Raw genomic sequence first — 13,686 nt, 5'->3', positions numbered from 1 at the left:
CGGAAGGGATCGGATGAACGCGCGAATGGTGCGACAGCTGGCCGGCAAGCTCGGCGAGCTCCTGCTCACCCTGTTCCTGGCCAGCGTCGTCATCTTCTCGGCGGTGCTGCTCACCCCCGGCGACCCGGTCTCGGCCCTCGCCGGCGGCATCCGCCCCACGCCCGAGCTCATCGAGGCGATCCGCGCCCAGCACCACCTCGACGACCCCGTGTGGCAGCAGTACCTGCACTGGGTCGGCGGGGTGCTCACGGGCGACCTCGGCACGTCGTTCGTCTACAAGACGGATGTCGCCGCGCTCATCGAACCGCGCATCGGCGTGACCGTGCTGCTCGTCGTGTACACGGCGGTGCTCATCGCGGTGTTCGGCATCGGCTCCGGCATCCTCGCGGCGACGCGCGGACCGAGGGCGGACCGCGCCGTGCTCATCGGCACGTCGATCGGCATGGCGATGCCCACGTTCGTCGTCTCGATCCTGCTGATCTGGGTCTTCGCCCGGGTGCTCGGCTGGTTCCCCGTCTACGGGGCGGGCGAGGGCCTCCTCGACAGCCTGTACCACCTCACGCTGCCGGCCATCTCGCTCGCGGTGCTGTACATCGCGTTCTTCAGTCGCATCACGCGGGGTGCGGTCGTGGCCCAATCGCACGCCGAGCACGTCGACACCGCCAGGGTGCGCGGCATCCCGCGTGCGCAGATCTTCCGCCGGCATGTGTTCCTGAACGCGTCGCCGCAGATCCTCGCGGTGTCGGGCGTGACGGTCGCCGGGCTGTTCGCCACCTCGGCGATCGCCGAGCAGGCGTTCGGCATCGGCGGCCTCGGGTCGCTGCTCACCGAGGCCGCGGCCCGCAAGGACCTCCCGGTCGTGCAGGTCATCTCGCTGCTGCTCGTGGTCGTGTTCGTGGTGCTGAACGCGGTCGCCGACATCGCGATCGCCGTGATCGATCCCGACAGCGCCAAGCCGAGGAGGAACGCATGAGCGTCGCACAGCTCGCCGGCGGCCGCGTCGCGTCCGTCGTCAGACGGGCGGCCACGCACGACCCGCTCGTCATCGCCGCGACGGTCGTGATGCTGGGCGTCGCCGTCATGGCCGTGTTCGGCCCGGCGCTCGCGCCCTACGACCCGAACGCGATCTACGTCGGGCCGCCGTCGGGCGCGCCGAGCCTGCAGCACCCGTTCGGCACCGACGACCTCGGTCGCGACATCCTCTCGCGCGTGCTCGTCGGCACCGCCCCGAGCGTGGTCGGGCCGGTGATCGTCGTCATCGCCTCGAGCCTCACCGGGGCCGCGCTCGGCATCGCCGCGGCCTGGTTCGGCGGCGTGGTCGACGGCATCGCGTCGCGCGTCATCGAGCTGATCTTCGCCATCCCGGGCCTCGTGCTCGCCGTGCTCGCGGTCGCGATGTTCGGCAAGGGACTGCTGGCGCCGACGCTCGCGCTCGCCATCGCCTACATCCCCATCGTCGCGCGGCTCGTGCGTGCGGGCGCCCGGCAGGAACTCGGCAAGCCGTACATGGCGGCCCTGCGCATCCAGGGGGTCGGGTCGGCGGCGATCTGCTTCCGGCACCTCGTGCCCGCTCTCCTGCCCGCGCTCTTCGCGCAGACGACGATCGGATTCGGCTACGCGATGCTCGACCTCGCCGCGATCTCGTTCCTCGGGCTCGGCGCCCAGCCGCCGTCATCCGACTGGGGCGTGATGATCGCGGGCGGCCAGCCGGCGCTCATCGCGGGAGCCCCCGAGCAGTCGATGTTCCCGGCGCTGTTCGTCGTGCTGACCGTGCTCGCCGTGAACGTGCTCGGCGCGAGGGTGACCGCCTGGTCAGAGGGAGGCGAACGATGAGCGAGGTCGTGCTGGAACTGCAGGGCGTGTCGATCGCCACGTCGGCCGCGACGGGATCGCGCACGCTCGTGCACGACGCCACCCTGTCGGTGCACGCCGGCGAGGCGGTCGGCCTGGTGGGGGAGTCGGGCTCGGGCAAGACCCTCTCGACCCGTGCCGTGGCCGGGCTCCTGCCCGACGGCTTCAGCGTCGGCGGCACCATTCGCATCGACGGCGAGGACGTCTCGCTCATGCCCGCCGCACGCCTTCGGGAGGTGCGCGCCCGTCGCATCGGCATGGTCTTCCAGACCCCGCGCGCCCACCTCAACCCGTTCCGCACGATCGGCGACTTCATGACCGAGGCGCTGGTGTCGGTCGCGGGCGAGCGAGCGGATGCCGCGGCCCGGCGCGCGATCGACCTCCTCGACGAGGTCGGCGTGCCCGACCCCTCTCGGCGCATGCGGCAGCGACCGGGCGACCTGTCGGGCGGCCTCCTCCAGCGCGTCATGATCGCCGCGACGCTCGCGATGGATCCGCGCATCCTGCTGGCCGACGAGATCACGACGGCGCTCGACGTGACCACGCAGGAGGAGGTCATGGCCGTCATCGCGGACCTCCGACGGCACCGCGACCTGGCCATGCTGTTCATCACCCACGACCTCCCGTTGGCCGGCGCCGTGTGCGACCGCGTCGTCGTCATGAACGGCGGGCGCACGCTCGAGACGCTGCCCGCGGCGACGATGCGGCGCGATGCGCGCGATCCGTACACGATCCGGCTCCTCTCGGCGTCGCTGCCCGGCGACGGCGTTCGTCCGCCGGAGGAGCAGGCCGAGCCGATCCTGCGCGTCGAAGGACTGCGCAAGGCCTTCCAGGTGCGTGCCGCGACGGGGTTCGGACACGACGAGTTCGTCGCCGTCGACGGGGTCGGATTCGCCCTCGCGCCCGGCGGCTCGCTCGGCATCGTCGGCGAGAGCGGATCGGGCAAGTCGACGACCGCGCGCATCATCTGCGGCCTCGAGACCCCGGATGCCGGATCGGTCGTCGTGAAGGGCGAGGACTGGACCCGTCCAGCCCGCGGCGCACGCGGTCGTCGTCGCCGCGCGCGCATCGCCCAGATGGTCTTCCAGGATCCGTACCAGTCGCTCGACCCCCGGCAGACGGTACGTCAGTGCCTCACCGAGGCCGTCGCCCTGCACCGGCCGAAGGCCGCTCGCGCCGAGCTCGCCGAGCGCGTCGGGGAGCTGCTCGCGAACGTCGCGCTCGACCCCGAACTGGCCGATCGGTACCCGCGCGCCCTCTCGGGCGGACAGCGCCAGCGGGTCACGATCGCGCGGTCGCTCGCCGCCGATCCCGAGATCCTCGTGCTCGACGAGGCGGTGTCGGCGCTCGACGTGACGACGCAGGTCGAGGTGCTGACGCTGCTCGACGGCATCCGCCGATCCACCGGCGTCGCGCTGCTGATGATCTCGCACGACCTGAACACCGTGCGACGCTTGTGCGACGAGGTGGTCGTCATGCGGTCGGGAGTCGTCGTCGAGCAGGGCCCGATCGCCGACGTGCTCGAGCATCCGACCGAGGAGTACACCGTGATGCTGCTCGACTCGATCCCCCGCGAGGGCTGGGTGCCGCGACGCCGGCGCCCCGCCCGAACCGGTGCACTGCCCAGCGTCGCGACCTCGACGACGCGAATCGTCCGCCAGGAAGGAACCACCCCATGACCGACACGTCCCTTTGGCAGCTCAGCGCCCGCGAGATCGCGCGCCGCGTGCGTGCCGGCGAGACCACCGCGCTCGCCGTGATCGAGGCGCATCTCGCGCGAATCGACGCCGTGAACCCCGCCGTCGGCGCCGCGACCGTCGTGTTCGCCGACCGTGCACGCGACCTCGCCGCATCGATCGACGCCCGCGTCGCCGCCGGCGAGGAGGTCGGACCGCTCGCAGGCGTGCCCTTCAGCGTGAAGGAGAACATCGACCTCACGTGGTCGGCGTCGACGCAGGGCTGGACCTTCCTCGCTGAGGCGGTCCCGGCCGAGAACGCCACGATGGTCGAGCGCCTGCTCGCGGCCGGCGCGATCCCGATCGCCCGCGGCAACATGCCCGACTTCGGCCTGCGCTGGGACACCGTGAACGACCTGTTCGGCCGCACGACCAACCCGTGGGACCCCGAGCGCGTGCCCGGCGGGTCCAGCGGCGGCGACGCCGTGATCGTCGCGACCGGCATGGCGCCCCTCGGACTCGGCAACGACTACGGCGGCTCGCTGCGACTGCCCGCGTACGCCGCCGGCGTGTGCGCGCTCCGCCCGTCGGCCGGGCGCGTGCCCGCTCCCACCGCGGTGGTCGAGCCGTTGCCGCTCTCGCTGCAGCTGTTCGCCGTGAACGGCCCGATCGCGCGGCACGTCGACGACCTCGACCTGGCGTTCTCACTCGTGCACGGCGCCGACGGACGGGACCCGCTCGCCGTGACGGTGCCGCATCCGTCGACCTACGAGGGCGTGCGCCGCGTCGCCGTGGTGCGCGATCCGCTCGGGTGGGGCGTCGAGCCGCAGGTCGCCGAGGCGATCGAGCGCGCCGCGACTGCGCTCGCCGCCGCCGGCTGGGAGGTCGTCGACGCCGAGCCACCCATGCTCGAGGACGCCGCCGTCATGTGGCGTCAGCTCTCGGTGACCGAGATGGTCGGCGCCTTCCAGCCCGGCGGACTGCCCGCGCCGCTCAGCGACGGCGCCACCCGCTACTTCCTCGACAACGCCTCCGAGACGCGCGTGCTCGAGGGCGACGAGTACGGCGGCGCGTGGGCCCGCCGGGTGGTGGTCGCGGCCGCGTGGGCGCGATTCCAGGCGGAGCACCCGATCGTGCTCGGGCCGGTCTCCACGAGGCGGATGCCGCACATCGGCGTCGACCTCTCCGGTCCGGCCGCGACCACCGAACTCTGGAGCGATCACCGGCTGCTCGTCGCCGTGAACTTCCTCGGGCTGCCCTCGGTCGCGCTGCCCACCGGGCTCGACGACGAGGGGATCCCGACGGGCGTGCAGCTCATCGGCCCGATGCACGGCGACCACATCGCGCTCGCGGCGGCCCGCGACGTCGAGGCCGCCCTCGGCGTGCTCACCCCGGTCGAGCCGGCCCGCGCGGCGGCATCCGCCTGACCCGCGGCGACGCCGTCGTCCGCGGCCGCGGACGCAAATGGTCGCTTGCGGGCGCCTGAAGCGACCATTCGCGTCCGCGCGACGGGCACGCGAAGGCGGCGGGCGGATGCCGCGTGGTGGGCGAGCGGGCGCCCCGCTCAGCGGCGCGGCGGCGCGGTGCTCTGCCGCACGACGAGTTGGACGTCGACGAGCGAGTTGGCGCGGCGCTCGCCGACCTCGACCTCGTGCAGGAGCGCCTCGACCGATCGTCGTCCGACCTCGCCGAAGTACTGGTGCACGGTGGTGAGCGGCGGCCAGAAGCTGCTCGACTCCGACATGTCGTCGAAGCCGACGACGCTCACGTCGCCCGGCACCTGCCGCCCGGACTCGTGCATGGCACGCAGCACGCCGAGCGCCATCTGGTCGTTCGCGGCGAAGATCGCGGTCACGGTGGGATTCGCCGCGAGCTCGAGGCCGAGCTCGTAGCCCGACTCGGTCGACCAGTCGCCCTCGAGCACGGGCGGCACCTCGGCGCCGCGCTCGGCGAGCGTGGCGGCCCACGTCTCGCGGCGTCGTGCGGCGGAGTACGAGCGGTCGGGGCCGGCGATGTGCCAGACGGTCTCGTGCCCGAGGTCGAGCAGGTGCTGCACGGCGAGGCGGGCGCCGTGCGCCTGGTCGGTGTCGATGGCGGGGAAGCGCTCGTTGCCCGAGGAGTCGACGATGACGACCGGGAGCCCGTCGGGCAGTTCGACGTCGGACTCGTCGAGCAGGTGAGCCTCGACGATGAGGATGACGCCGTCGACCGCGGCATCCGCGAGCCGGTCGAACGCGACCGACAGCTCGCCCTTGGTCGGGTGGGGCACGGGGATGAGGGTGAGCGAGTAGCCGGCGTCGGTGGCGGCCGTGGTGATGGCGTCGAGGGTGCGCATGTTGCCGAAGCTCGAGAGCGTGAACATGATGACGCCGATGCTGCGGAAGCGCCCGGTGCGCAGGGCGCGGGCGGCGCTGTTGGGGCGGTAGCCGAGCTTGGCCATCGCGGCGAGCACGCGGTCGCGGGTGGCGGCGTCGACGTTGTCGCGCTCGTTGGAGACGCGCGACACGGTCTGGCCGGAGACGTTCGCCTCGCGGGCGACATCGGCCATGGACGGCCCTCGGCGGCGCCCGGGCGCCGGCGTCCGGCCGGTGGTGGTCGTCATGTCGGTCTCCTTCGTGCGCCTCATCTTGGAGAGTGGCGCATGTTCACGTCAACATGCTACGGTGTCCTCGCGAGATGTTGACGTCAACATCTCCCTGATTGGAAAGATCCGATGACAACGACGTCCCCAGCAGTGGTTCCGGCCCCCGGCCCCGCCGCGACATCCGACCCCCGTCGACGCGACACGGGCCGCCGCGGCGCGCGCGGCCGCACCCGCAGCGAATGGAAGGGCCTCGCGTTCGTCGCGCCCTTCCTCGTCGTGTTCCTGCTCGTCTTCATCGCGCCGGTCGCGTACTCGATCTACCTCAGCCTCTACCGCGAGCAGCTCGTCGGCGGCAACGCGTTCGTGGGCTTCGAGAACTACCTCGAGCTGTTCGTCGACCCGCAGTTCTGGGAGGGCTTCGGCCGCGTCACCCTGTTCCTGCTCATCCAGGTGCCGGTCATGCTCGGGCTCGCGCTCGTCGCGGCCCTCGCCATCGACAGCGCGCGACTGCACGCGTCGGGCTTCTTCCGCATCGCGATCTTCCTGCCCTACGCGGTGCCCGCGGTCGTGGCCGTGCTCATGTGGGGCTTCATCTACGGCGACAACTTCGGCCTCGCGGCGAACATCAACGACTGGCTCGGCTCGACCGTGCTGACGCCCTTCGCCCGCGAGTGGATCCTCGTCTCCATCGGCAACATCGTCACCTGGGAGTTCGTGGGCTACAACATGCTCATCTTCTACTCGGCGCTGAAGGTCATCCCGACCGACCTCTACGAGGCGGCCGAGCTCGACGGCGCGGGCCCCATGCGCGTCGTCACGGGCATCAAGCTGCCGGCCCTCCGCGGCGCCATCGTCATCGCCACGATCTTCTCGATCATCGGCAGCTTCCAGCTGTTCAACGAGCCGAACATCCTGCGCACGCTCGCCCCGAACATCATCACCACCTACTTCACGCCCAACATGTACGCCTACAACCTCTCGTTCGCAGGCCAGCAGTACAACGCGTCGGCCACGGTCGCGATCGTCATGGGCGTGTTCACTGCGGTGATCGCCTACGTCGTGCAACTTCGCGGCTCGAGGAAGGAAGAGCGATGAGCACCATGACCGAGGCCATGACCACGGCGGATGCCGCGGCCGGCCGCAGCGGCTCCGGCGCCCGCTCCCGGCGCTCGTATCGCCCGAAGTACTCCTCGCCCCTGCGCCCTCGCAAGTCGGTCGCGTTCACGCTGCTGATGGGCATCTTCGTGGTCTACAGCCTCGTGCCGCTGGTGTGGCTCGTGATCAACTCGACCAAGACCCAGGCGGGCCTCTTCTCGAGCTTCGGGCTCTGGTTCGACGACGACTTCGTGCTGTTCCAGAACATCTACGAGACGCTGACCTACAAGGACGGCATCTTCCTCCGCTGGTTCGGCAACACGCTGCTCTACGTCATCGTCGGCGCGGGCGGCGCGACCCTGCTGGCCACGCTCGCGGGCTACGGCCTGGCGAAGTTCCGCTTCACGGGGCGCAAGGCCGTGTTCGCGGTCGTGCTCGGCGCGATCGCCGTGCCCGGCACCGCGCTCGCGGTGCCGACGTTCCTCATGTTCAGCCAGCTGGGCCTCACGAACACGCCGTGGGCGATCATCATCCCGTCGCTCATCAGCCCGTTCGGGCTGTATCTGATCTGGGTCTACGCGGTCGACTCGGTGCCGACCGAACTGCTCGAGGCCGCCCGCATGGACGGCGCGGGGGAGTTCCGCACGTTCTTCACGATCTCGATCCGCCTGCTGGCCCCCGGCATCGTCACGGTGCTGCTGTTCACGGTCGTCGCGACCTGGAACAACTACTTCCTGCCGCTGATCATGCTGAGCGACCCCACCTGGTACCCGCTCACCGTGGGCCTGAACCAGTGGAGCGCGCAGGCGACCGGCGTCAGCGCCCAGCCCATCTACAACCTGGTGATCACGGGCTCGCTCCTGACCATCGTCCCCATCGTCGTCGCGTTCCTCGGCCTGCAGCGGTTCTGGCAGTCGGGGCTCAGCGCCGGAAGCGTCAAGCAGTGACCGAGCGGCACTGCGCGGCGTCGCACGACCCAACCACGCACCATCCGCTCACCCGGAGCGTCCTGCCCCGGAACCACATGGCACACAACGAAGACACAACGAAGTGAAGGGAACAACCACCATGAGCATCGCTCGCTCCGCCGTCAGGCGGACCCTCTCGGTCGTCGCAGCTGCGGCCCTCATCGGCACGCTCGCCGCCTGCTCCTCGGGCGGCGACGGCGGATCGACCGCGTCCGACTCGGCATCCGACCTCGATGCCGCGCTCGAGAAGGGCGGCAAGCTGACGTACTGGAGCTGGACCCCCAGCGCCGAGGCGCAGGTCGCCGCGTTCGAGGAGGCGTACCCGAACGTCGACGTCGAGCTCGTGAACGCCGGCACCAACACCGAGGAGTACACGAAGCTGCAGAACGCCATCAAGGCGGGCTCGGGCGCGCCCGACGTCGTGCAGATCGAGTACTACGCGATCCCGCAGTTCGCGCTCTCCGACTCGCTCGTCGACCTCAGCGGCTACGGCCTCGGCGACCTCGAGGACCAGTTCAGCGCGTCCACCTGGGGCGCCGTGAACGTCGACGGCAAGCTCGTCGGCCTGCCGCAGGACTCGGGCCCCATGGCCATGTTCTACAACGCGAGCGTCTTCGACCAGTACGGCATCGAGGTGCCGACCACGTGGGACGAGTACGTGCAGGCCGCCAAGGACCTGAACGCCGCCGACCCGACGAAGTTCATCACCGCCGACACCGGCGACGCCGGCTTCACGACCAGCATGATCTGGCAGGCCGGCGGCCGCCCGTTCGGCATCGACGGCACCGACATCACCGTCGACCTGACCGACGAGGGCACCCAGAAGTGGACCGGCGTCTGGAACGAGCTCGTCGAGGGCAAGCTGCTCTCGACCACGCCCGGATGGACCGACGAGTGGTACCAGGGCCTCGGCGACGGCTCGATCGCGACCCTCGTGACCGGCGCGTGGATGCCCGGCGTGCTCGAGTCGAGCGTTCCGGATGCCGCGGGCGACTGGCGCGTGGCCCCGATCCCGACGTACGACGGCACGCCCGTCACCGCCGAGAACGGCGGCGGCGGCCAGTCGGTCACCACGCAGTCGGAGAACCCGGCGCTCGCCGCGGCGTTCCTCCGCTGGCTGAACTCCGACCCGGCGTCGATCGAGGTCTTCCTCTCGAGCGGCGGCTTCCCGGCGACCACGGCCGACCTGGACGACCCCGACTTCGTGAACCTCGAGTCCGAGTACTTCGGCGGCCAGAAGATCAACGAGGTGCTCACGCAGGCCTCGAAGGACGTCTCGACCGGCTGGTCCTACCTGCCCTACCAGGTGTACGCGAACAGCATCTTCGGTGACACCGTCGGTCAGTCCTACGCCAACAACGCCGACCTGAACGACGGCCTCGCCGCCTGGCAGGACCAGCTCGTCGACTACGGCAACGAGCAGGGCTTCAGCGTCAACAAGTAGCCCGATCGGGCGGGGTCGGTCGGCTCGCCGGCCGGCCCCGCCCATCTCTCCATCTCTCCACCGCACCACTGCTCCACTGCTCCACTGCTCCACCGCCGCCGGCCCCGCCGGCCAGATCCAGAACGGATGCCCCGTGAACCCTCAGAGCCGCTTCGCGATCGGCGAGACCGATTTCGAGCTCGACGGCGCGCCCCACCGCGTGCTCTCGGGGGCGCTGCACTACTTCCGCGTGCACCCCGACCTCTGGGCCGACCGCATCCGCAAGGCGCGCCTCATGGGCCTGAACACCATCGAGACCTACGTCGCATGGAACCGGCACGCCCCGCACCAGGGGGAGTGGGAGGCCTCCGGCGGGCTCGACCTCGGTCGCTTCCTCGACCTCGTGGCCGCCGAGGGCATGCACGCGATCGTGCGCCCGGGCCCGTACATCTGCGCCGAATGGGACAACGGCGGACTGCCGGCGTGGCTCTTCCGCGACCGCGAGGTCGGCATCCGACGATCCGAGCCGCGCTACCTCGCCGCCGTCACCGAGTACCTGCGGAACGTGTACGAGATCGTCGCACCTCGGCAGATCGACGTCGGCGGCCCGGTCGTCTTCGTGCAGATCGAGAACGAGTACGGCGCCTACGGTTCCGACACGTCGTACCTCGCCGAACTCGTGCGCGTCACGCGCGAGGCGGGCATCACGGTGCCGCTCACCACCATCGACCAGCCGACGCCGCAGATGCTCGCCGCCGGCAGCCTCCCCGGCCTGCACATGACGGGCTCGTTCGGTTCGCGCACGCTCGAGCGCCTCGAGACCCTCCGCGAGTTCCAGCCGACCGGCCCCCTCGTCTGCATGGAGTTCTGGTGCGGCTGGTTCGACGACTGGGGCTCGCACCACCACACGACGGATGCCGCGGCATCCGCCCATGAACTCGACCTCCTGCTCGCCGCCGGCGGCTCGGTGAACATCTACATGTTCCACGGCGGCACGAACTTCGGGCTGACGAACGGCGCCAACGACAAGGGTCGCTACGCGCCGATCACGACGAGCTACGACTACGACGCGCCGCTCGACGAGGCGGGGCATCCGACCGAGAAGTACTGGGCGTTCCGCGAGGTGATCTCGCGGTACGCGCCCGTGCCCGACGAGGTGCCCGCCCCCGCCGCCCCCGCGCCCGTGCTGGAGGCGCCGCTCGCGGTCGGTCCGTCGCTGCTCTCGGCCGCGGCCGACGGTGCGCTCGGCGAGGCGTCCCGCCACGAGCGGGTGCCGACGTTCGACGAGCTCGGGCACGACCGGGGCGTCGCCGTCTACACGACGCGCCTCGACCGCGGCGGCCCTGGCGTGCTGACCGTCGGCGAGGAGGTGCGCGACCGGGCGTGGGTGCTGCTCGACGGCGTGCCCGTCGGCGTCATGGCCCGCGACGCGCACGAGCGCTCCATCGCCCTGCCCGACACCCGCGGCGAGCTCGCGCTCGTCGTCGAGGACCAGGGGCGCGTCGACTACGGCACGCGCCTCGGCGAGCACAAGGGCATCATCGGCGGCGTCGCCCTCGACGGCGAGCCGCTCGCGGGCTGGGGCGTGCGTCCGATCGACCTCGATCTCGTGCCGGGGCTCGCCGCATCCGCCGCCGCATCCGCCGCCTCGTCCACGGTGTCGGCGCCGGATGCCGCGACCCCGGCCGGGCCCGTGCTCGCGCGCGGCGTGCTCGAGCTCGACGAACCGGCCGACCTGTTCCTCGACACGCTGCACTGGGGCAAGGGCCTCGTGTGGGTCAACGGATTCCTGCTCGGGCGGTACTGGCGGCGCGGTCCGCAGCGCACGCTCATCGTGCCGGCGCCGGTGACGCGCGTCGGGGCGAACGAGGTCGTCGTGCTCGAGTTCGAGACGTTCACGGATGCCGCGGTGCGCACGCTCGCGGCCCCCGAGCTGGGCCACACCGAGGTCTGAGCGCGCCCCGGCCGGTGCGTCGTCCTGCGCGAGCGGGAACACGGCTCGGGCGCGGGAGCACCGTGAGAACCGTGCGCCGGGGCGAGAGGCGTGTTCCCGCGTGGCGATGCGCATCCGCCGGTGCCGCGACGTGGCGGATGCGCGTCCGGTGACCCCGCGACGCGGCGTATGCGCCGACCGGAATACGGGCGGCGTCCGCGAGGTTGTCTGCTCGTATGACGATCGAACTCGACGAGCACGCCGACCGCATCCTGACCGCCCCCGTCTTCGGACATCTCGCCACAGTGCGCCCCGACGGCAGCGTGCAGGTGAACCCGATGTGGTTCGAGCTCGACGCCGAGGCGGGCGTCATCCGCTTCACGCACACGACGAAGCGCGCGAAGTTCCGCAACCTGCAGCGGAACCCGCACATGACGCTCGAGGCGCTCGACCCCGAGAACCCGCTGCGCTACGTCGAGGTGCGCGGCCAGTTGGCCGAGGTGATCCCCGACCCCGAGGGCGCGTTCTACGTGCGCCTCGGCAAGCGCTACGGCAATGCCGCCCAGCAGGCGCCGGCCGACAAGGCCGACCGCGTGATCCTCGAGATGCGCATCGACCGCGTGAACGGCCGCTGACGCAGTCGCGGTACGACGTCCGCCCGTAGGAACACGGTTCGCGCGCAGGAACACCGCCAGGGGCGTGCGCCCGCGCGCGAACCGTGTTCCGGTCGCGAGCCGATCGCGCGGGCGGCATTCGTCACGCGACGCGAACCGTGTTCCGGTCGCGAGCCGATCGCGCCCGCGGCATCCGTCACGCGTTCTCGAGCTCGGCGATGACGACCTTCTTCTGACCCATCATCACCTGGATCTGCTCGGGCCTGCGGGTCAGCTCGCCCATGTTCGCCGGGATGACCTGCCAGCTGACGCCGAAGCGGTCCTTGCACCACCCGCACTGCTCGGACTCGGGCACGTGCGAGAGCTTCGACCAGTAGTGGTCGATCTCGGCCTGGTCGGCGCACGAGATGACGAACGAGATCGACTCGTTGAAGGTGAAGAGCGGCCCGCCGTCGAGGCAGACGAAGTCGACGCCGTTCAGGGTGAACTGCCCGTTCAGCACCTTGCTCGACATGCCCTCGAAGTGCTCGTCGAGCGACTCGTCGGGATACGGCTCGATCGACCTGATGCGCGAGTTCGGGAAGACCTCGACGTAGTACTCCATGGCTTCGCGCGCCTGGCTGTCGAACCACAGGCACGGTTGGATGGGCGAGAGCTCGGCCATCGGTGACCCCTTTGTTCGGCCGGCGAGGCCCGCCGGCATCCGACCCGCCCACGATACGCCGGTGCGGCGCCGATGTCAGCCGTGCGGAATCCGGACGGAATCCGTCCGAGGCCGGGCGTACGCTCGGCGGCATGACCGAGCCGCTGCAGGAGAAGTACGACGTCAAGCGCGCCCGCTGCGAGCTCTACGCGCCATCGGCGAAGGAGTTCTCGATCGTCGACGTGCCCCCGATGCGCTACCTGGCGGTCGATGGGCACGGCGATCCGAACACGGCGCCGGCCTACGTCCAGGCGGTCGAGGCCCTGTTCGGGGTGGCGTACACCGTGAAGTTCGCGAGCAAGAAGGGGCTGGGCCGCGACTTCGCGGTCGCTCCGCTCGAGGGTCTCTGGACGGCCGACGACCCGACGGCCTTCGTCGCGCGCGACAAGTCGGCGTGGAGCTGGACCATGCTCGTCAACCAGCCCGATTGGATCGATGAGGCCGCCGTCGCCTCGGCCGTCGACGCGGTTCGCGCGAAGGCGAAGGACGCGCCGAATCCGGCCCTCGACCTGCTGCGACTGGAGCAGCTCGACGAGGGGCGCTCGGTGCAGATCCTGCACATCGGGTCGTACGACGACGAGGCGCCGACGCTCGCGCGCCTGCACGACGAGTGGATGCCGCAGCACGGCCTGACCTTCAACGGACCGCACCACGAGGTGTACCTCAGCGATGCGCGCCGTACGTCGCCTGAGAAGCTGCGCACCGTGCTGCGGCAGCCGGTGCGCGCGGCCTGAGCATGTACATGCAACCTAGGGGTTGCATCTGGGTTCAGCTTGTGCAACTCTGAGGTTGCAGTAATTGACGCAACCGAAGAGTTGCATGACCCAGCGAAAGGAACG

Annotated in this window: 12 protein-coding genes; 10 read left to right on the top strand and 2 right to left on the bottom strand. The window is 70.8% G+C overall.

Annotated features, from left to right (window positions below):
• Window positions 1–13 precede the first annotated feature (13 nt).
• Genes ACR3IO_RS06525 through ACR3IO_RS06510 form a run of 4 tightly spaced genes read left to right on the top strand, consistent with a single transcriptional unit; the run spans window position 14 to window position 4,954 of the window.
• Window positions 14–973 carry an ABC transporter permease gene (locus ACR3IO_RS06525; protein WP_434070363.1) on the top strand — a complete coding sequence of 320 codons (960 nt, stop codon included), beginning with the start codon at window positions 14–16 and terminating at the stop codon, window positions 971–973.
• Window positions 970–1,833, top strand: coding sequence for an ABC transporter permease (locus tag ACR3IO_RS06520; RefSeq protein ID WP_434070362.1), 864 nt, complete (start codon window positions 970–972; stop codon window positions 1,831–1,833). The genes ACR3IO_RS06525 and ACR3IO_RS06520 overlap by 4 nt, the downstream gene beginning before the upstream one ends.
• Complete coding sequence (nikE, locus tag ACR3IO_RS06515; RefSeq protein WP_434070361.1) at window positions 1,830–3,530, top strand: nickel ABC transporter ATP-binding protein NikE; 1,701 nt, start codon at window positions 1,830–1,832, stop codon at window positions 3,528–3,530. The genes ACR3IO_RS06520 and nikE overlap by 4 nt, the downstream gene beginning before the upstream one ends.
• Complete coding sequence (locus tag ACR3IO_RS06510; protein ID WP_434070360.1) at window positions 3,527–4,954, top strand: amidase; 1,428 nt, start codon at window positions 3,527–3,529, stop codon at window positions 4,952–4,954. Before nikE ends, ACR3IO_RS06510 begins: the two co-directional genes overlap by 4 nt.
• A gap of 137 nt (window positions 4,955–5,091) precedes the next feature.
• On the opposite strand, the gene ACR3IO_RS06505 is transcribed toward ACR3IO_RS06510, so the two are convergent.
• Window positions 5,092–6,129, bottom strand: a complete 1,038-nt coding sequence (locus ACR3IO_RS06505; protein WP_434070359.1) for a LacI family DNA-binding transcriptional regulator — start codon at window positions 6,127–6,129, stop codon at window positions 5,092–5,094.
• Between the two features lie 111 nt (window positions 6,130–6,240).
• Here ACR3IO_RS06505 and ACR3IO_RS06500 point away from each other — a divergent pair, with 111 nt between their 5' ends.
• From ACR3IO_RS06500 to ACR3IO_RS06480, 5 genes are all read left to right on the top strand, one after another.
• Window positions 6,241–7,206, top strand: a complete 966-nt coding sequence (locus tag ACR3IO_RS06500) for a carbohydrate ABC transporter permease (RefSeq protein ID WP_434070358.1) — start codon at window positions 6,241–6,243, stop codon at window positions 7,204–7,206.
• Between the two features lie 137 nt (window positions 7,207–7,343).
• Complete coding sequence (locus ACR3IO_RS06495) at window positions 7,344–8,153, top strand: carbohydrate ABC transporter permease (protein WP_434070573.1); 810 nt, start codon at window positions 7,344–7,346, stop codon at window positions 8,151–8,153.
• 121 nt (window positions 8,154–8,274) lie between these two features.
• Window positions 8,275–9,618, top strand: a complete 1,344-nt coding sequence (locus ACR3IO_RS06490; protein ID WP_434070357.1) for an ABC transporter substrate-binding protein — start codon at window positions 8,275–8,277, stop codon at window positions 9,616–9,618.
• Window positions 9,619–9,751: 133 nt separating this feature from the next.
• The gene (locus ACR3IO_RS06485) at window positions 9,752–11,551 is read left to right on the top strand and encodes a glycoside hydrolase family 35 protein (RefSeq protein WP_434070356.1); all 1,800 of its coding nucleotides are present in this window, start codon (window positions 9,752–9,754) and stop codon (window positions 11,549–11,551) included.
• A gap of 215 nt (window positions 11,552–11,766) precedes the next feature.
• The gene (locus tag ACR3IO_RS06480) at window positions 11,767–12,165 is read left to right on the top strand and encodes a PPOX class F420-dependent oxidoreductase (RefSeq protein ID WP_434070355.1); all 399 of its coding nucleotides are present in this window, start codon (window positions 11,767–11,769) and stop codon (window positions 12,163–12,165) included.
• Between the two features lie 175 nt (window positions 12,166–12,340).
• Here the strand turns inward: ACR3IO_RS06480 and ACR3IO_RS06475 are convergent, their stop codons facing one another.
• Entirely contained in the window at window positions 12,341–12,808 is a 468-nt protein-coding gene (locus ACR3IO_RS06475; protein WP_434070354.1) for a VOC family protein, read from the bottom strand.
• A gap of 131 nt (window positions 12,809–12,939) precedes the next feature.
• On the opposite strand from ACR3IO_RS06475, the gene ACR3IO_RS06470 reads away from it, so the two are divergent.
• Entirely contained in the window at window positions 12,940–13,581 is a 642-nt protein-coding gene (locus ACR3IO_RS06470; RefSeq protein WP_434070353.1) for a GyrI-like domain-containing protein, read from the top strand.
• The last annotated feature ends 105 nt before the right edge of the window (window positions 13,582–13,686 follow it).

This window comes from Agromyces sp. Marseille-Q5079 (genome assembly GCF_051016555.1).
Taxonomy (GTDB): Bacteria; Actinomycetota; Actinomycetes; order Actinomycetales; family Microbacteriaceae; genus Agromyces.
The sequence above is the reverse complement of the archived record's forward strand: the minus strand, read 5'-3'. Positions and strand labels throughout refer to the sequence as shown.

Coding starts and splice junctions, on each gene's coding strand:
- ACR3IO_RS06525 (WP_434070363.1), top strand. CDS start 14: ATGAACGCGCGAATGGTGCGACAGCTGGCCGGCAAGCTCGGCGAGCTC.
- ACR3IO_RS06520 (WP_434070362.1), top strand. CDS start 970: ATGAGCGTCGCACAGCTCGCCGGCGGCCGCGTCGCGTCCGTCGTCAGA.
- nikE (WP_434070361.1), top strand. CDS start 1,830: ATGAGCGAGGTCGTGCTGGAACTGCAGGGCGTGTCGATCGCCACGTCG.
- ACR3IO_RS06510 (WP_434070360.1), top strand. CDS start 3,527: ATGACCGACACGTCCCTTTGGCAGCTCAGCGCCCGCGAGATCGCGCGC.
- ACR3IO_RS06505 (WP_434070359.1), bottom strand. CDS start 6,129: ATGACGACCACCACCGGCCGGACGCCGGCGCCCGGGCGCCGCCGAGGG.
- ACR3IO_RS06500 (WP_434070358.1), top strand. CDS start 6,241: ATGACAACGACGTCCCCAGCAGTGGTTCCGGCCCCCGGCCCCGCCGCG.
- ACR3IO_RS06495 (WP_434070573.1), top strand. CDS start 7,344: ATGGGCATCTTCGTGGTCTACAGCCTCGTGCCGCTGGTGTGGCTCGTG.
- ACR3IO_RS06490 (WP_434070357.1), top strand. CDS start 8,275: ATGAGCATCGCTCGCTCCGCCGTCAGGCGGACCCTCTCGGTCGTCGCA.
- ACR3IO_RS06480 (WP_434070355.1), top strand. CDS start 11,767: ATGACGATCGAACTCGACGAGCACGCCGACCGCATCCTGACCGCCCCC.
- ACR3IO_RS06475 (WP_434070354.1), bottom strand. CDS start 12,808: ATGGCCGAGCTCTCGCCCATCCAACCGTGCCTGTGGTTCGACAGCCAG.
- ACR3IO_RS06470 (WP_434070353.1), top strand. CDS start 12,940: ATGACCGAGCCGCTGCAGGAGAAGTACGACGTCAAGCGCGCCCGCTGC.